Below are 19,938 nucleotides of genomic sequence, written 5' to 3' on the forward strand. Positions count from 1 at the left end.
GGATTGATTTGTTACTGCCGAAGTGCGACCGTCGGCGCCAAACGCGAAGCGCTGATCGCGGGCAACAGCCCCCCCAACAAACCGACGACGGCGGCAACGGCAAACGCCTGCATCAGGATCGCCGGGCTGATCTTCCCTTGGATCAAACCGTTGACCGCTGGCATTTGAGTCAGCAGTTTGACCAACAGCGTCGCTGCGATCGTGCCGACCACACCGCCCATCAAACTCAACAGGATCGATTCGCCTAGGATCATCGAAATGATTCGGTGCCGTTCCCAACCGATAGCTTTTAAGATCCCGATCTCGGGCGTCCTTTCTTGGATTGACATGAACATCGTGTTCAGCGTCCCCAGCGATCCGATCAAGATCGCCACGGTCGACGTCAGCCAGGCCATCGCCACAGCGACTTGGATCTCCGAGAGACTCTCGACATGATCGCGCGTCGTGCGAACACTGAGCCCCGTATCCATCTTGTGAATCGCTTCGGTGATCGATTCCTTCTGCTGATCGGTCACGCCATCCTCCAGCACGATGCTGACCCCAGAGATCTGGCCCTCGCGCCCCATAATTCGCTGCAATTGAGGCAGCGAAATGATCATCGAACCGTTCTCCAGGACGTTGTCCGATTCAAAGATCGCAACAATCTCAAACGGTTCCTCCTCGACCACCTCGAGCGACTCGCCGACCTTTTTCTCAAGCGTATCTGCCAGCGTGGTCCCTAACATGACCTGCGGCTTTTCGCCGTTTTCGATCCGCTGGCCATCGAGCACGTGGAAATGATCGAAGACCGTTGTATCGGTCGGCAGCCCCGAGACAGGGACGACGTAAAGATTCACATCGGGGAACGAGACGACGTCGGCCAGTCCGCCGACAGCTTCTTTGACGCCTTGCAAGGCGGCGATCCGCTGTGAAAGCGATTCATCCAAGGTGCTTGTTAAGCGTCGTTGGCTGCCGCTGCGGACGACGACCATATCGATATCGACGCCCTGATAAAACTCCATGAACGTCTCTTTGAATCCGTTGGCGATACCAACCAACGAGACGACCGAACCGACGGCGATGGCGACCGCAAAGATCGTCAGACTGCTACGCAATTTCCGCCGCAAGACATTCCTGAAGATCAAAGAACCAAATCGCATCCGAATCTCCAGAGCGTCGTGTAATCCATCCTGAACCCCTGCCGTACCGCATCCGCCTGCCGAACGCGTCGCACTTGTTCTACGACAAGCAGCGCCGACCAGCAACAACCGAACAGATGGTTACCAACGGCAAGCCGAAGAGCTCGCTACAGCCACCCCTGTTCGGCATACCACTGGCGAGTCTGAGCGATCCGTTGCGACAGATCGAACGCGACGCGAAAGTCGAGTTCGTTCTCAGCTCGGCTGACATCACAAAACCAGGAACCGGCCCGTGCTTCTCGCATCTTGTCGATGTTCAAATAGACCCGTTTGCCCGTCACGCGGCTTGCCACATCGGAACAGAATGCCACACCCGAACAGATCGTGCTAGGCACCGTAAAATGAAAAGGTTTGCGCCGCTCCAACGAATCCGCAATCAGATTGCCTAAATTCTCGAACGAAACCGGATCGGGATCCGAGATGAAATAGAACCCGTCGCGATCGCGATCCTCTGCGGATCTCACCCGCTTTCCCTGTTCGCTAACTCGCACCAATCCCTCGACAAGATCGTCGACATGCACGAACGAATACCGATAGTCGCGGGAGATCCCAATCGCGTTGATCCCCCAACGAATCGATTCGTACATCGCCAGTAGGTTCCGATCCCAGGGACCGAAGATTCCTGGCGGGCGAACGATGGAGATCGGCAACCGATCGGCCAACTTCAACAACTCCGCTTCCGCCGCCAACTTGCTCTTGCCGTAGATCGAAACCGGATCGTCCGCATCGGTCTCGCGTCGCGGTTGATCGTTTTGACACGGCCCCGACGCCGACAGCGACGAGACATAGATTAGCCGCCCCGGCGATTCCGCCGCGGCAATCGACTCGGCGAGTTTTCGCGTGCCGCCTACGTTCACCCGGTAGGCTCGCGACGCGTCCCGTGGTGCCACCACCGAAGCCAAGTGATAGACCTCGTCGGCCCGCTGCGCAACCGCGGCGTAGCTGTCGGTATCCAATATATCGGAGACCAATACCTGGACGTCCGCATCCTGCAGATCGCTTTGGCTGCGCGGCGAATGGACCATCGCAACCACCTCGCGTCCCGTGGCTCGCAGGGCCGCAACAAGATTGCGTCCCACAAAACCACCGGCTCCCGTAACCAAAGCAAGGGTCATCGTCCCCCCTCCTAGCACTTTAACAATATCAACCATAAACCGAAGAACTTCAGCGGCAACCAACGATGGCATCGGATTTGTGGTTACGCCGCAACCCGCGTCCCTTTTCCACCTTTTTGGTAGGAAAAATCGACGTCACTACGGGAATTAGCGGTCATGCTTCACCGGACCTCCCCCAGCCCCTAGCCCCTATAACCACCATCCGAGCGTGGGGAGCGAATTGCCCAGCCGCAACGGCTTCGCTATCCTCACCAGATGAGCAAGTCTGATCGGCTTCGATTTCCATCAACATTAACCTGACACAGTTTCCGTGCCTGCTGAAGTAAGTTGGCTTCCTTCGAGCTGTCCCCAGCGGAAACCGGAGACTGAGCAAAAGTTGGTTCCCCATTGATGAATGCTTCCCACCAAAGCCAAGCACGCCAAGCACGCACGTTTGCGGAGCTGTTGTCCGAACGAGCCGCGCGACATCCCGAGCGCCCAGCAATCAAGTTTCTTGCCGAGGGGACCGAGGTAACGCACCAGGTCTCTTATCAACAACTGCATGCCCGTGCTGCGGCGATTGGATCGTGGCTGTCGGATCGCGGTTTACGTGGCCGCCCGGTGCTGTTGGTCTTTCCACAAAGCATCGACTACGCCGCGGCCTTCTTCGGTTGCCTGTATGCCGGCGCAATTGCCGTTCCCGCCTATCCCCCGAGACGCAATCGCAATCTCGATCGGCTGCAAAGCATGGCCAGCGACAGCGGCGCCGATGTAATCCTGACCAACAATGAACTATTGGAATCCTTGAGCGCCTGGGTCGATGAAGACAATCCCCTTGGCCAGCGTTCTCTGCAATCGATCGATACCCTGGCCGACGACCCTCAGTTCAATCCGGCCTTCGGCGCCGATCCGCAAGCGGTTGCCTTCCTGCAATACACATCGGGATCGACCGGTGCCCCCAAGGGCGTGATCGTCACCAACCGGAATCTGATCGAAAACCAAATCATGATCACCGAGATCTTCGGGCAACGCGAAGACGAAGTGATCATGTGCGGCTGGCTGCCGATGTATCACGACATGGGCCTGATCGGCAATCTCCTGCATCCGCTCTACCTCGGCGGACATCTGGTATTAATGTCGCCCTTCACCTTCTTCCAAAAACCGCTCTGTTGGCTGCAAGCGATCTCCAATCATCGCGCCACGATCAGCGGCAGTCCGAACTTTGGCTACGACATGTGCGTCGAAGCACTCAGCCAACAAGAACGCGACAGCCTCGACCTCAGCAGTTGGAACCTGGCATTTAATGGCGCCGAACCGGTCCGCCACGCGACGCTGCAACGGTTTATCAAAACCTTCCAACCGCACGGTTTCTCCCCCGCCGCCTTCTCGCCCTGTTTTGGGATGGCGGAAACGACGCTGATTGTCAGCGGGACGCGGCGTCCCGATGAGGCCCAATCGATCGTTGTCGATGCAGAATCTTTGCATCAAGGAACCGTGGAACCTCCGTCCGAAAACCCCTCGGCACCACCGTTGACGATCGTTTCGTCGGGGCGTCCCGGCAGCGATTTTGACGTCCGCATCGTCGATCCCGAAACGCGCGTTGAATTGCCTGAAAAACAAACGGGCGAGGTCTGGGTTCACGGCCCCAGCGTCACCGATGGTTACTGGAACAAGCCCACCGAAACCCAACAGACGTTCCAGGGGATCATCGCCGCAGACGCCGCGCCAGCGAAACAGTTCCTTCGCACCGGCGACCTCGGCTTCCTAAGCGATGGCGAACTGTACGTCACCGGACGACTGAAAGACACGATCATCGTTGCCGGTGCCAACCATTACCCTAGCGATATCGAAGAAACCGTCGTCGCCAGCCATTCGGCTTTGGCGATCGGTGGCGGCGTAGCCTTCTCGATCGACCGCGACGACCGCGAACAGGTCTTTGTCGCGCAGGAACTGAAGCGTTCCCAATGGCGTTCCTACGATAAAGACGAAGTCATCTCTGCGGTCTACGGTCGCGTCTTCCAAGACCATGGGCTCGCGCTCGCTGGCATCGTGCTGTTGCGTCCGGGGTCGATTCCCAAGACGACCAGCGGAAAACTACAGCGTCGCCTAACTGCCAAGATGTTTGTCGACGGCGAACTGAAGTCGTTGGTCGATTGGTCGCGCGACGATGCGATGACGCATGCGCATGCCAACGAATCGGAACCAGCACACGCCGAAGCGACTTCGGCGAACGAAGTTTCATCCGCCGAAAACCCTTCGTCCGAATCGAGCGAACGACAAGACCAACTTGCCGAACTGCAAGCCTGGATGACGTCGCAACTGGCGACGCTGTTGCAGATCGCCCCTGGATCGATCTCCGCCAACGAACCGCTGGCATTATATGGACTCACTTCCGTCGCAGCCGTTCGCCTGGCCGGAATGCTGTCGCAACATGTCGGGCAACCGATCGACCCTACGTTGGCTTACAATTTCCCAACGATCGATTCGATCTGTCGGCACCTGGTGCTCGGCGAATCAGCCCGCAGTTTGCCAAGCCGCGATGTTTCGTCCGATCCTTCGGTTTCGAATGACGACCCCATTGCGATCATCGGCATGGCATGCCGTTTTCCCGGAGCGGCATCGATCGACGAATTCTGGGACCTGTTGACCTCCGGTGGCTGCGCGATCCAGTCGTCGCGTGACGGGCAACCGACGTCCCCCAGTGGTTCGGTCAACCCATCGGTGCCGACAGCGGCAGGTTACATCGATGCGGTCGACCAATTTGATCCCGCCTTCTTTTCGATCAGTCCGCGTGAAGCGGATGAGATGGACCCGCGGCAACGACTTGCGATGGAGGTCAGTTGGCGAGCGATCGAACACGCCAACATCGATCCACGCCGTCTGGCTGGTTCCAAGACCGGCGTCTTCTTCGGGGCCAGCGGGAACGATTACGAACGCCTGTGCAGCGCGGCGGGGCATCCGACCGGTGGGCATTCGGCGACCGGAGTCTCCCACGCGATCATCGCGAACCGAATTAGTTACTTTTTGGATCTCCAAGGGCCCAGTTTCTCGGTCGACACCGCCTGTTCGTCGTCGTTAGTCGCGGTGCATCAAGCGGCTGAAGCGATCCGCGGCGGGCAGTGCGACACGGCGATCGCCGGCGGAGTTAATCTGATTCTCGATCCGTCGGTCACCAACGCGTTCCACGAAGCGGGGATGCTGTCGCCGACCGGTCAATGCAAGACTTTTGCCGCCGGAGCCAATGGTTTTGTCCGCGGTGAAGGCTGCGGAGTCGTCGTATTAAAACGACTCTCCCAAGCGATGGCCGACCGCGACAACGTGCTGTGTGTCCTGCGGGGATCGGCGATCAACCAAGACGGCCGCAGCAACGGCCTGACCGCTCCCAACGGCCTTGCGCAACAGCAGGTGGTCCGCAGCGCATTGGCTAGCGGCAACGTAGAGCCTGCGGAGGTTCAATACGTCGAAGCGCATGGCACCGGCACCGAGCTAGGCGATCCGATCGAGATCGGTGCTCTGACCGCTGTCTTTGGCGACCGCCCAAAGCCATTGTTGGTCGGGTCGGTCAAGACCAACATCGGTCACCTGGAAGCTGCCGCGGGAATCGCGGGCGTGATCAAAACCGCATTGGCGATCCGGCACCAAATCATCCCACCGCACCTTGGCTTCGATGCCCCAAGTCCTCATATCGATTGGACTCGGCCGATCGAAGTTGCCCCCTCCGGAGCGATCTGGAATTGTGACGAAGACCAGTTGCACCGTGCGGGAGTCAGCAGTTTTGGGTTCGGTGGCACCAACGCTCATCTGATCCTCGAGGCACCCGCATCATCGTCGCCCGCTGGATCCGAGGCCGACGACTCAAATGCGGAACGATCGAAATTCCATCTGGTTAAATTTTCCGCCAAGAGCGACGAAGCACTCGACGCGTTGGTCGCCACGTTTATGGAGAGCGCCCCAACCGCAGAGCTCTCCGCCATCGCGGCATCGGCTAACTTGGGCCGGACCGATTTCCCATATCGCTTGGTCGTGATTGCTTCGTCGACCGACGACCTCTGCCAGTGCCTTGGCAATCCCGACAACACATCGCGGGTTTTGCGAAGCCGCAGCGATTCACAGCGTCCTTCGGCCGAACAGGTGCGTCAATCGTTGCAGCAAGCGATTGCCAGCACGGCCACGCTCGACGACCTGCGGCAACTGGGGCAACACTACGTCGACGGCGCCGCGATCGATTGGCGTCAGGTCCACCCGAACGCCTCCCGACGGATCGACCTTCCCGGCCATCCGATGCTACGCCATCGCTGCTGGTTCCGAACGCAGCCGGCTGCTGACGCGGGGCATCCGCTTTCCGCCGACCTATCCTGCGAGCTTCCGTTGCTGGGGAACCGTTTCGATTTGGCGGGAGAGGCGATCGTTTTCGAGGCCGATCTTTCCACGGTCGATCTGTTGCGCGATCATCGGCTGCGTGGCGAGATCATCTTCCCCACGACCGGTTACGTTGAACAAGCGCTCTCGGCGGCCCGAATCGCTAGCGGCAGCGCGGCTTGGGAAATCGAAGCGTTGCAAATCGCGCGACCGCTGGTGATTTCAGACGCGCGTCGCTGCCGAGTTCAGATCCTGTTGGATCCGCAAGACGACGGGTACCATTGCCGCGTGCAACATCGCAGCGACAGCGGTTGGCAGCAGGTGGCGTCGTGTCAGATCGTCACCAGCACGCCGCTGCTGACAACGCCACCGGCATGCGAACTCGCTTCGCCAGTACAGCGTTCCAGTGCGGATCACTACGCCCGCTGTGAAGCGTTAGGTTTGCAATACGGCCCAGCGTTTCGTGGACTGATCGAAATTCAGTCCGATGCCGAGGTGGCGGTTGGGCGCGTTGCATTGCCCCTTGGCACCGACGCTTTATCCTCCGCGGTGATCCATCCCGCCTTGCTGGACGCCTGCCTTCAAACCTTGGCGGTGCTGATCCCCGAAGAACTGGAGGGATTGTGGCTTCCCGTGGGTTTGCAGCGTTTTCGGTTCCTATCGGCAACGCCTTGCGGGGGCGAGATCTCGGTCCGCAGCACACTCCGTTTCGACCAAGCGACCGCGTCGCTGATGGGCGATGTTTGTCTGTTGGATTCCGACGATCATGTGGTTGCAGTTGTCGAAGGCTTGCGATTGGAAAACGGCCAGCCCGTCGCACCGGTCTCGCGATACGAAGAAGCTTGGCTGCCAAAGATTCGCCAGCACGAAGCGACGGCGCCGCCCGAGGTCACCGCCGTGGAGATCACTGCGGAGGTCTTGGCCAACCGCGGCGAACTGCTTGCCAAAACCGGATTTGTCGATTCGATAGAGGCCCGGCAAATGTTGGATGCGTCCTGCCAACGCTGGGTGATCCAATGTCTGGTCAGCCTGATGGGACCGCTTCCCGCGGGCAAGACGCTGGTGCGCGATGACCTCCTAGTGCAATTGGGTTTGCTGCCCGAGAAGCATCGATCGTTTGAACGCATGCTGGAGATGTTAGTCGAAGACGGTCTGTTGGCCCGCGTCGAAAGCGGCTGGCAAACACGCGTTGCCTTGGAACCGGCCGAGGGCATTTCCACTCTCGAGGTTCAAGCGACACCGTTGACTGCGGCAGTGGCGTCGGAATGGGCCCTGTTGCAGCGTTGCGGTAGCCAGTTGGCGGAAGTGCTTGTCGGCGAGGTCGACCCGTTGGATCTGTTGTTCCCCAAGCAAGGCGTGACGGCGGCGGATGTCTACAAGACGTCGCCAGGGGCGCGAACGATCAACGCGATGCTGGGACAAGCGATCGAAGCCATCGTCGCCGAATTGCCCGACGGACGTGGGCTCCGCGTGTTGGAAATCGGCGGGGGAACCGGCGGCACCACCCACAATGTGCTCCGCAGTCTGCCGGCGGGTCGTTTCCACTACACGTTTACCGATATCGGCGCCAGTTTCCTGGCCGCGGCGCGGCAGACCTTTGCCAGTTGTGACGCGATCGATTTCAGAACGCTCGATATCGAACAGGCTCCCGAATCGCAGGGTTTCGATCCGGGCAGCTTTGATTTGGTGATCGCCGCCAATGTTTTGCACGCCACGCGAGATTTGAACCAGACCGTCGCCAACGCCCGTTCGTTATTATCCGCCGGCGGCCAATTGCTGATGCTGGAAGGGACTCGTCGCTGCCGCTGGATGGATCTGACGTTCGGATTAACCGATGGCTGGTGGCGGTTCGACGACACGATCCGCTGCGACTATCCAATGGCCAGCGAATCGGCTTGGCAAACCGTGTTGACGGAAAACCAATTCGACAGCACGACGATCGTCAGTCCGCTGCCGGACGATGATTCCCGCGCGGTCAACACCGCCGAAAACGTCCTGATCGTGGCGACCGCCGATCGCGTGAAATCGAATCCGACTCGTGACCATTGGACGATCGTTACCGACCGGATCTCGCGTGGCCAACGCCTCGGCAAGCGTTTGGTCAATGAAGGCTGTACGTTTGAATTGGTCGATGCGACCGCCGACGGTTTCGCCGCTGACGTCCGCAGTGCGATGACCCATTATCCCGGCACTCAGCACATCGCGTTTGTCGCAGGTCGGTCCCATGGTGACACCAGCGAACATGCACGAACCGCCTGTTTGCGGTTTCTGCAAACGGTGCAAGAAATTTTGTCCAAGGCAGCGGTGCCCATCGAATTGGCGTTGATCACGTCCGATGCCGCAACCGATCCGACCGCGTCGGCGCTGAAAGGAATGCTTCGCTCGATCGCCTTGGAACAGCCCGATTGGCGCGTTCGTTCGATCGATGCGGCCGGCAAAAAGGATAAATTCGCGCGACAGGTAGCCGCTGAAATGTTGAGCGGCGATGCCGAGCCTGAGGTCTCGCTGGCGACCGATCGCCGTGTCCGCCGACTGTTGCTGGCCCAAGCCGACCTAGTCGCCGACAGCGGACGCGTGTTGCGAGTCGCCACGCGAGGCACGCTGGAAGGTGTTCGTTTGGAATCGGTCAAGCGGCGCGAACCGGGACGCCGCGAAGTCGAAATCGCCGTGCTGGCCAGCGGATTGAACTATCGGGACGTTTTGTTGGCGATGGGAATGTACCCTGGCGAAGCGCCGTTGGGAGCCGAATGCGTCGGACGCATTACGCGCCTGGGCCGCGACGTGCAATCGCATCAAGTGGGCGATCTGGTGATCGCCTTGGGCGAAGAGACGTTCGCCGACTATGTCACCGTTTCGGCGGCGCGGATCACCGAATTGCCCAAGGGGCTCGAGTATGCAGAGGCCGCGACGATTCCGGTCGCTTTCTTGACTGCGTCGTTCGCCTTGGAGACGCTCGGCAATTTGCAGCCTGGCCAACGCATGCTGATCCATTCGGCCACGGGCGGCGTCGGTTTGGCGGCGATCCAAATCGCGAAGGCTGTGGGAGCGGAGATCTTTGCGACCGCAAGCACCAGCAAACACGCGGTCTTGCGTGAGCTGGGGATCTCACGTGTCTTCGATTCGCGATCGCCCGGCTTTGCCACCGCGATCGCCGCTGCGACTCAGGGGCACGGTGTCGATCTGATCCTCGATACGCTGCCCGAATCGATGTTCCAAGAGAATCTCGATTCGCTGGCCGATGGGGGCGTCTACATCGACATCACCAAACCGACCACCGACCGCGGCAGCAACTCGCGTTTTGGCGCTCGGGAATCGACAACGACCTATCACTTGCTGGACCTGGTGCAAATCTTGCAGCAAGAACCAAGCACGGCGATCCGGCGGCTTCGCGCCGTCCTGGCTCGGTTTGCCGATGGCAGTTACCAGCCGCTGCCGATGGAAACGTTCCGATTGTCGCATGCCGTGGATGCGATGCGGCAGATGCAGCTGGCCCGTCAGATCGGCAAGCTGGTCGTCGTCGCCGACGATGCGCCGCGAATGGCGTCGCGCGGGGCACTCGATTTTCAAGAACTCACGATTCGCAAAGACGCCGCGTACGTGATCGCCGGTGGCCTGGGCGACTTGGGCCTGATGACTGCCGAATATTTGTCGCAGCGTGGGGCGGGCTTGATTGCCTTGGTCCAACGCAGTCGGCCGACCGAAGCGCAGCAGGCGGTGATCGGGCGGATCGAAAATGCGGGATCTCAAGTCTTAGTATGTGAGGCGGATGTCGCCGACGGCGATCAAGTGGCGTCGTCCCTGCGGCGCGTTCGCAGCGAAGGGTTCCCGATCGCCGGGGTCATCCATTCGGCGGGTATGTTGCGCGATGCATTTGTGGAAAATCAAAGCATTGAATCGTTTGCTCAGGTATTCGATGTGAAAGCGGCGGGCGCGTGGCACCTGCACCAACTGACACTCGACGATCCAATAGATCTGTTTGTTGTCTATTCATCGCTGGCGTCGGTGATCGGCGCCCCCGGGCAATCCAACCACGCGGCGGCCAACGCCTTTTTGGATGGCCTAGTTCGGCAGCGGATGGCTGCCGGATTGCCCGCGACCGACTTGAACTGGGGACCGTGGGGCACGATCGGCGAAGCGGCGCGCCGCGGTGCCGACGCCCGCACCGACATGCAAGGCGTGGGCGTGATCCAACCGGCTGCCGGAGCGCTGACGATGCAGCGGATGTTGCAACGTAAATCAGCGATCGCTGCGATCGCGCAAATCAGTGGCGACGCGTTGCCGGATCGTTTGAAATCGCATCCTCTGTTGGAACAATTGCTGAACGAATCCGTGGCGGTTGCCGAGACGGAAGGTCGGATCGTCGACGAATTCCACAGGACCGAGGAATCCCAGCGGCCGGCGTTGATGTTGGATCATGTCCGGAAAACGCTGGCAGAAATCCTGGGAATGTCCGATTCGTCGCGAATTTCCGCATCGACAGTGATGACAGATATTGGGCTCGATTCGTTAACGGCGCTCGAATTGCGAGATTCCCTACAAACCGACTTGGCAGCCGCGCTACCTGCATCATTGGTCTATGACTATCCATCGGTGCGGGAGTTGTCCAATTTCTTGCTGTCGGCCATAACGACGTCGGGAAAATGTGCCGATGATAGCAAACAGGAAGCTATGGGTGCCGTTAATGATCGGGCAAACCTTGCGTCGGGCCGCGATACGCAAGCCGAAGAAGCCGCTGAGACACAACGTTCCGCGTCGGTGGGCAGCGTCTCCAACTCCATCGAAGCTTCATTAGAACAATTGAACGCAGAACTGAATCACTGGGAATCATGACCGACTCGCTCCGCTTTTCGACCGAACAACAAGTTGTCGACGCCTTGACCAAGGCGTCCCAATTGTTGGCCGATGCGCGTCGCAAGCGGGACGAACCGATTGCGGTGATCGGAATGGGATGCCGGTTCCCCGGAGCGGTCGATCTGGACGCGTTCTGGAAATTGTTACACGACGGGGAGTGCGCGATCGGTCGTGTGCCTAGCGATCGTTGGGATGCCGCGGCGTTCACGTCGCCACAGCCCAAGGTGCCTGGCAAGATGATCACCGATCGGGCCGGTTTCATTGACGAGGTCGATCAATTCGATTCGCGTTTTTTCGAGATCACCCGCCGCGAAGCGAGTTCGCTGGACCCGCAACAGCGACTGCTGTTAGAGACCGCCTGGCGAACGCTGGAACATGCCGGTGTTCCCGTCGAAAGTACCGCCGGCGGCCGACATGGGGTCTTTGTCGGGATCTGCAGCAGCGACTATTTGGCTTTGCTGAATAAGACTCACCAGTCGGCGATCGACGCCTATCGCGGAACGGGCAACGCCCACGGAACCGCCGCGGGCCGCTTGAGCTACTTTATGAAGTGGCAGGGGCCCAGCGTCGCGATCGATACCGCCTGTTCATCATCGCTTGTCGCGTTGCACCACGCCATCGGCAGCCTCCGTGGCGAGGAGTGTGAGATGGCGTTGGTTGCGGGGGTGAATCTGATCCTGACGCCGGACTTGAGTATCAATCTGTCGCAAGCGGGCATGCTGTCGCCGCAAGGACTTTGCCAGGCGTTCGCCGCATCGGCCGACGGCTTTGTCCGTGGCGAAGGCTGTGGCGCGGTGCTGCTGAAACGACTCGGCGACGCGATCCGCGATGGCGATCGCATCGTTTGTTGCGTCAGCGGATCGGCCGTCAATCAAGATGGACGCAGCAACGGACTGACCGCTCCCAACGGAATCGCCCAGCAGGACGTGATCCGCGCCGCGTTGCAACGCAGTCGTCTGAATCCCGATGCGATCGACTACATCGAAGCCCATGGAACCGGCACGCCGTTGGGAGACCCCATCGAAATGCGGGCGTTGGGCAAGGTATTCGGCCAACGAACGCGCCCCTTGCTGGTCGGATCGGTGAAGACGAACATCGGTCACTTGGAAGGAGCCGCTGGCGTCGCCGGATTGATCAAGACCTGTCTGTCGCTGCAGCACCAAACGTTGCCACGACACCTGCACTTTGCTCAGACGAGCGAGCACATCGATTGGTCGTTGCCGATCCAAGTCACCGATCAACGCCGCCCCTGGCAGCCGGCAGCGACGTCGAATGACGACAGTCCCCTGCGGCGGGCTGGGATCAGCAGCTTTGGGTTTGGCGGTACCAACGCGCATGTGATCGTCGAAGAGTATCTCGCGACCGAATCGATGATCCCCGCCGCTTCACAGCAAGGTCCGACGATCATCAAACTGTCGGCGAAAACCGAAACCGCTTTGGAACGTTTGATCGATCTCTATGCGAGCGGGCTTCCCGATGCAGCCCTCTCGCAGATCGCGGCGACCGCCAACTTGGGACGCGACGACTTTCCGTTCCGCCGCTTCGTGGTCGCTCGCAACCGTGAAGAACTGCTCGCGGGCCTTCGCGGCCACGGATCGATCGCGGATCCCAACGATCCGTCTTTCGCCGACCTGATGCAGATCGGAAAGCGATACGTCGCGGGCGAAGCGATCGATTGGTCAGCGATCACCCCGGGCCGACGCGATCAAATGGTCGCGCTGCCAGGACATCCCTTCAATCGTCAACGCTGCTGGCTGCCGCAAAACAAGGCAGTCGCTGCGGTCAGCCCCATCGCCAGCGCGTCGCTCGCCAGCCGCCCCCGCGCCGAGCACCCGTTGCTGGGCAGCCAATTGGATCTGGCGGGCAAGTCGATAATTTTTGAGAGCGATCTCGCTAAGGTCGATTACCTGGACGATCACCGCTTGCGGGGCGAAGCGATCTTCCCGGCGACAGGTTACATCGAACAAGGGCTCGCCGCAGCAAAGCGTTTGGCGGGGCGAACGCTTAGCGTTCGCGAGCTGCAATTGCACCGCCCGCTCGTGATCGGCAAGGACGCCTGCCGAGTGCAGATCGTGATGGAGCCCGACTTCAACGGCGGATACCGCTGCAGCATTCAACATCGCGGTGCCAGCCAGTGGCTTGAACACGCCTCGATGCACTTGCGCGAATCCGATCAAAACGAATTGCAGGTCGCCAGCTGGAACGAGATCGGTCCGAAGGAGAACTGCGAAGATCATATCGCCGTCGACGAACACTATGCAGCGATGGATGCGATGGGCATCCAATACGGTTCGGCGTTTCGTGGGCTGCGTTGTCTGAGCACCCGCGGCGCGGCTGCCTATGGCCTGGTTCAACTGCCCGCCTCCGCGGGCGATCCGACTAACTATTGCGTCCACCCGGCGCTGTTGGACTCTGCATTGCAGATCCTGGCAACCTTGGTCCCAACAGTTCAGCGGGCGATGTGGTTGCCGGTGTCGATCGATCGCGTTGATTTTGCCAATCTCGACGTCTCGCCCGATAACGTGCACGTCGGTGGGCGATTGCTGCGCGACCAAACGACCGATCAATGGATCGGCGATATCCAGATCTGCGATCAAACGCAAACCGTCATCGGAAATATCCGCGGCTTGCGACTGCAGCGGTTGGCCGCTCCGCAGCCCCAATCGAGTCGAACCCCGTCGAGCAATTCAGCCTCGGTGGCATCGATCGGCAAGCCGTCGGATTACGCCGACGGTGCCGCTTACGAAGCCAAGTTGTTGGATTTCGCGCAACAAAAGGTCGCCGAAATCGCAGAGATTGAATTGCATGAAGTTCTCCTAGATTCCCCGCTGACGTCGCTGGGACTCGATTCCATCATGGCGATCGAATTGCAGGACGTGCTTGAAAAAGAATTAGACATCCACGTCTCGATGGATCTGTTCTTGAAGGATCTGAGCCTGCGAGCCCTGCTGCACGAAGTGCTTTCCACAAGCCAATCAGGCGACGCACACCACGCGAGCTCGTCCTCCGACGACGCATGGGTTGAGGGGGCGTTATGATTTCGGTTGATCCCGTTGTCGGCAACCTGGTCGCAGACCTGCGCCAGCGTGGCGTAAAGCTGTGGAATGACGGAGGCTTGCTTCGTTTCAGCGCCTCAAAAAGTGCGCTCTCGCCAGCGCTGATGCTGCAGATGCGAAAGCATAAAGCCGCAATTTTGGATTTGCTGCAGCAAGAATCTCCCGTCGAAGCCGACGACCAGCAAACCGGTCCGGTTTCCCTCGGGCAGGAATCGCTGTGGTTGCTGCACAAGCAATTCCCCGACAGTCCCGCCTATAACACGGCGGCTACGCTGCGATTTTTAGCCCCCGTCGATGTCGGCGCGCTCCGCGCCGCGTTTCAGAAACTGATCGCACGTCACGAACCGCTGCGAACCACCTTTGCCGCCGCAGAGCAGGATGTTCAGGCCATCGTGCATTCGAGCGCGACGCTTGATTTTCAGCAGGCGGGCGTCGCGAATATCGCGGACGACGCGGCACTGCATCAATACGTACGATCCGAATACTTGCATCCGTTTCGCCTCGACCAAAGTCCGCTGATGCGAGTCCGATTGTTTACGCGATCGGCCAACGATCAGATCCTTTTAATCGTCGTCCACCACATCGTTTTCGACGCCTGGTCGTTGTGGGTGATGCAAGATGAACTGAAGCAGTTGTATGCCAGTGAAGTCGCTGGCACAGATTGTTTGTTGCCTACGTTGCCGGCCAAATACAGCGACTTTGTCCGCTGGCAACGCGAGTTTCCCGAGACCGCTGCGGGCAACAAACAATGGGATTACTGGAAACAGCAATTGGCGGGCGATCCGGTGCCTGCGGAACTGTTGTGGGACCGACCACGCCCGCGTCGCAGTGCAGCGCAGGGAGCGACGTTGCATTTCCCGATCGACAATCAATTATCGGATCGCCTGCGACAGTTGGGGCGAGAGAACAACGCGACTCCACTGGCCACGGGATTGGCGGTTTTTCAAACGCTGCTGTTTCGGCTGACTCACGTCGAGGACGCGGTCGTGGGGATGACAACCGCCGGGCGTTCCACACGTCAATACGGCAACGCGATCGGCTATTTCGTCAACACGCTGCCGATCCGCGGACGAATTCAGGGACAGCTGAAGTTCGCGGAAGTTCTGGCGTCGGCGATGCAAACGACTGTCGAAGCGCGGCAATCGCAAGACTTTCCCTTTGCACTCCTTGTCCAGCGTCTGCAACCGATCCGCGATTTGTCGGCACCGCCACTGTGCCGCGTCGTGTTTGGGCTACAGAAGCCGATGGCCGGCGATGACGTGGCGGGCTTGTTGGCTGGTAGCGACCAGGCCGTCGAGTGGGGTGACACCCGCGTCGCCTGCTATCCGATGGATCAACAGGAAGGTCAGTTCGATCTGGTGCTGGAACTCTACCAGACACCCGACGGCTACACCGGTGTGTTGAAGTACGATGAAAACCTGCTGCAGCCGGCATCGGCGCAGCGATTCGCCAACCGCTACGTCCATCTGTTGCGTCAGGTTGTCGCGGATCCCAATCGAGCGATCGATGATTATTCGATCGTTCCCAACGACGAACAATCGGAATTGCTTCAGTTGTCGGTCGCACCCGCGATCGACGATCCACAACACCTTCGCTACGACCGCTGGTTTGAAGAACAAGCTGCCGCGACGCCCGACAAGCTGGCCGCGGTCTTCGGCTCGACCCAGCTGACCTATGCCGAACTAGACGCCCAGGCGAATCGCGTCGCTCGGCTGCTGCAGCAACACGGCGCAACGGTCGACAGCCACGTGATCGTCGCTGGCAATCGCACGATCGAAGCCCCGATCATGATGTTGGCCTGTTTCAAAATCGGCGCCGCCTATGTGCCGATGGCGCCAGCGACACCCGAGGTCCGCGCTTGCCAAATCGTCAGCGACTGCAACCCAGCGATCGTCGTCGCCGAAGCCAAGTTAGCCGCATCGCTTGCCGAAGCCTTGCCGCAGCGGTGCGTGCTCGATGCGTCGACGCTGTTGGAATCAGCCAAAAATTTGGACGCTACACCGATCGACGTATCGTTTGCCGAAGCGACAACGGCTTACATGATCTGCACCTCGGGATCGACCGGAACGCCCAAAGGGATCGCCGTCTCACATGCCGCTCTCTGTCGTCACACCGCCAGCATGCGTGAGGTCTTTGACACGACGGCCGACGATCGCATGTACCAGTTCAGCGACCTGACCTTTGATCCGTCGATCGAACAGATGGTTGTCCCATGGTCGGTTGGCGGAACCGTTGTTTTTCGCGACGACAACTTGCCGTCGGTCGAAGCGTTTTGGCAGACGATGCTGGATCAAAAGATCACGATCGCCAACCTGCCTCCCAAGTATTTCGAAGAGTGCAGCCGAGCGATCCCGTTTGGCGATGCCTGGCCGCGAAGCCTGCGGTTGATGATCGTTGGCGGCGACGTCTTCCCACGCGATGTGGCTAGCGACTGGATCGATCGCGGCGTCCGACTGCTCAACGCCTACGGTCCCACCGAGACCGTGATCACCGCGACGACCTGCGATGTGACAGCCGACTGGGCCCGCCAGAGATTACCGATTGGCAAACCGAAGCCCGGCTCGACAGCTTTCGTATTGGATCGGCAGCATAGACCAATGCCGATCGGCGTCGCGGGTGAACTCTTTTTGGGCGGGCCAATGCTGGCCGACGGATACGTCAATCTGCCCGAAGAGACGGCCCAGCGGTTTGTCGAAATCGAAGTCGCGGGGGTGTCTCGGCGGCTGTATCGATCGGGCGATCTGACGCGTTGGAACGCCGAGGGTCAGTTGGAGTTTTTGGGCCGCATCGATCGCCAAGTGAAGATCCGCGGTTTCCGGATCGAGCTGGGGGATATCGAAGCGGCGTTGGGATCCCATCCTGGCGTCAGCGCTGGGATCGTGAAGGCGTTTGAAGATGCTGGCGATACGTATCTGGCGGCGTTCCTGACAACCGAACCCACCGACGATGTGAGCGTCGAATCGATTACGTCACATCTTAAGGGGCGTCTGCCGATTTACATGGTTCCGCAGCGGGTCGTGATCCTGGATCAATTGCCCCTGTTGGCCAGTGGCAAGATCGATGTGAACCGACTGCACGCCGATCCTCCGTCGGCCGCTGCGATGCAGCGAGAATATGTCGCGCCGCGAACCGAGGTCGAAACTATCATGGCCAATGTTTGGGCGAGCGTCTTGAATTTGGAACGGGTTGGAATCGACGACGACTTCTACGACCTCGGCGGCGGATCGCTGCAAGCGCTTCGCATCGTATCGGAATTGGCAGCTCAAGACCTTGTTTCGCACAGCGACGACGACAGCGCTCCGTTAAGCCCACAGATGCTGTTTCAGTACACGACGATTTCAGAACTTTCACCCCACCTGGGGTTAGCGAGTAAAGAGACTGATGTTAATGAAGAATAACGATACCATGCTGCGTTCCGTCATTGAGAGCATTGGTGTTTACCTGCCTTCAAACGAAGTCACGACCGACGAGATTGTGAAGGGCTGCGAGCGGAAGGTTCGCGTGCCGTTAGCGAAATTGACCGGCATTCGCTCGCGCCGCCGCGCTGGAGTCGATGAATTTTCGATCGATCTGGCAGAGAAAGCTGTCAGCGATTGTTTGGACCATTCGTCGCTGGCGGCCGACCAAGTCGACGCGATCGTCTGCACCAACATCTCGCGTTGGGACGACAAAAATTCGGTCACCTTTGAACCGGCAACCAGCGTCCGACTGAAGTCGATGCTCGGGCTGGAAAACGCCATCGCAATCGACATCTCCAATGCTTGCGCGGGGATGTGGACCGGCGTCTATATGGTCGACGCACTGATTCGCAGCGGTGCGATCCGCAGCGGAATGGTGGTCAGTGGTGAATACATCACGCACCTGATCGATACCGCGCAGAAGGAAATCGTCGACTTCATGGATCCCCAATTGGCGTCGTTGACGTTGGGGGACGCCGGCGTCGCGTTGACCTTGACCGCCGCTGGTTCGGCGGGCAGCGGATTCCACGATCTCGACATGTACACGCTCAGCAAATACAGCCAGTTTTGTGTCGCCAAGCCAACCGATAAGCCTCACGGCGGCGCGGCGATGTACACCGACGCGATCAAAGTTACCGAATCGGTGGTGCCTCACGCAGCGCGGCACGCCAAAGACATCCTGGATCGGAACCAGTGGGGGTTTGATGCCGTTGGCCATGTGATCCCACATCAAACCAGTAAGCTCACGATGCAAGAAGGGATGCGGGAAATCAAGCGTCTGTTTGACTACGATCTTTCGCAACGCCTAATCAACAACTTGGAACAACGTGGCAACACGTCCAGCAACGCCCACTTCCTGGCTTTGCACGACGCGATGCGGCGGCGCGAGGTGAAAGGGGGCGATTCGATCATCTTCTGCATTTCGGGATCGGGACAAACGACGGGGACCGCACTTTATGTGTGCGATGATTTGCCCGAACGGATCAACGCCGAAGACGCCAAAAGCGGCAAGCCACGGCGCGAGATCGCGTCGAACGAATCAGCCTTGATGCCGATCCAATTGCAAGTCGAATCGATCGGCCTCGCGTATCCGCCAACGCGTGAGTCGGCCGATACGCTGACCATGCTGCAACAGGCCGGCGAGCAGTGCCTGGAACAATCCAGTTGTGAAAAACAGGACATCGATATCCTGATCGCCGCCTGCACCTACCGAACCGAATTTGTCATGGAACCGGCGATCGCGGCGCTGCTGGCTGGGCGGATGGAGATCAACTTCGATCGCGAACCCGATGCCGCCGACAAGACGTTTGCCTTCGATGTGATCAACGGTGAAGTGGGGATGATGAAGTCGCTATTCCTGGCTTCGGAGTTTATTCGCGCCGGACGTGGTCAGAAGGTGATGGTGGTCGGTTCGGAAGTCGACAACAATGCAGCGGATCGCCCCGAGCAATCGCTGGACGTTTCGCCGATGGCATCGGCGATGATCGTGCAAGAATCGGTCGATGCGACTAACGGATTCCTGTCGTTCCATTTCCAAGACTTCACGCAGTTCAAGGACCTCCGAAAAACAGAAGTCAACTGGAACGAACGAGGGCAAGCTTGTTTGCACTGCACCGACCAACCCGATGCGTTGCATGCGGCGTATCTGGAATGCATCGAGACAACGGTCGCGAATTTCTTAAAAAACAACGAGCTTTCGCTCGATGACATCGCCCGCATCGTTCCCTCCCCGATCTCCAGCGCGTTTGTCGCCGACGTTGCGTCGCGGTTGCAATTCCCCGCCGATAAAACGCTCGACATCTCCGACGCCAACGGTTCGCTGATGTCTTCAGCGATCCCGGTCGGGGTGAAGAACCTCGATGCCGCCCCCGGCGACATGGTCCTCTTCATTAGCGTCAGCCCCGGCATCCAGATTGGATGTGCTCTCTACATCGCCTAGCGG

Annotated in this window: 6 protein-coding genes; 4 read left to right on the plus strand and 2 right to left on the minus strand. The window is 59.4% G+C overall.

The genetic code is table 11. The annotated features are described in order from the left end of the window. Positions 1–11: 11 nt before the first annotated feature. Positions 12–1,139 (minus strand): ABC transporter permease, encoded by a 1,128-nt coding sequence (locus EC9_RS19400; RefSeq protein ID WP_145347798.1) that lies wholly within the window; start codon positions 1,137–1,139, stop codon positions 12–14. A 146-nt stretch (positions 1,140–1,285) separates the two neighbouring features. After that, positions 1,286–2,293: an NAD-dependent epimerase/dehydratase family protein gene (locus EC9_RS19405; RefSeq protein WP_218934271.1), complete on the minus strand. Its 1,008-nt coding sequence runs from the start codon at positions 2,291–2,293 to the stop codon at positions 1,286–1,288. Positions 2,294–2,683: 390 nt separating this feature from the next. Between EC9_RS19405 and EC9_RS19410 the strand changes: the two genes are divergently transcribed. From EC9_RS19410 to EC9_RS19425, 4 genes are read left to right on the plus strand one after another with little or no spacing between them, the layout of a single operon-like run. After that, on the plus strand, positions 2,684–11,461 hold the full coding sequence (locus EC9_RS19410) for an SDR family NAD(P)-dependent oxidoreductase (protein ID WP_145347800.1): 8,778 nt from the start codon (positions 2,684–2,686) through the stop codon (positions 11,459–11,461). Further along, positions 11,458–14,520, plus strand: coding sequence for a beta-ketoacyl synthase N-terminal-like domain-containing protein (locus EC9_RS19415; RefSeq protein ID WP_145347801.1), 3,063 nt, complete (start codon positions 11,458–11,460; stop codon positions 14,518–14,520). Before EC9_RS19410 ends, EC9_RS19415 begins: the two co-directional genes overlap by 4 nt. Continuing rightward, positions 14,517–17,936 carry a non-ribosomal peptide synthetase gene (locus tag EC9_RS19420; protein WP_145347802.1) on the plus strand — a complete coding sequence of 1,140 codons (3,420 nt, stop codon included), beginning with the start codon at positions 14,517–14,519 and terminating at the stop codon, positions 17,934–17,936. Before EC9_RS19415 ends, EC9_RS19420 begins: the two co-directional genes overlap by 4 nt. A gap of 7 nt (positions 17,937–17,943) precedes the next feature. Then, positions 17,944–19,935, plus strand: a complete 1,992-nt coding sequence (locus EC9_RS19425; RefSeq protein WP_218934272.1) for a 3-oxoacyl-[acyl-carrier-protein] synthase III C-terminal domain-containing protein — start codon at positions 17,944–17,946, stop codon at positions 19,933–19,935. Positions 19,936–19,938: the final 3 nt, after the last annotated feature.

Source organism: Rosistilla ulvae, assembly GCF_007741475.1.
GTDB lineage: Bacteria > Planctomycetota > Planctomycetia > Pirellulales > Pirellulaceae > Rosistilla > Rosistilla ulvae.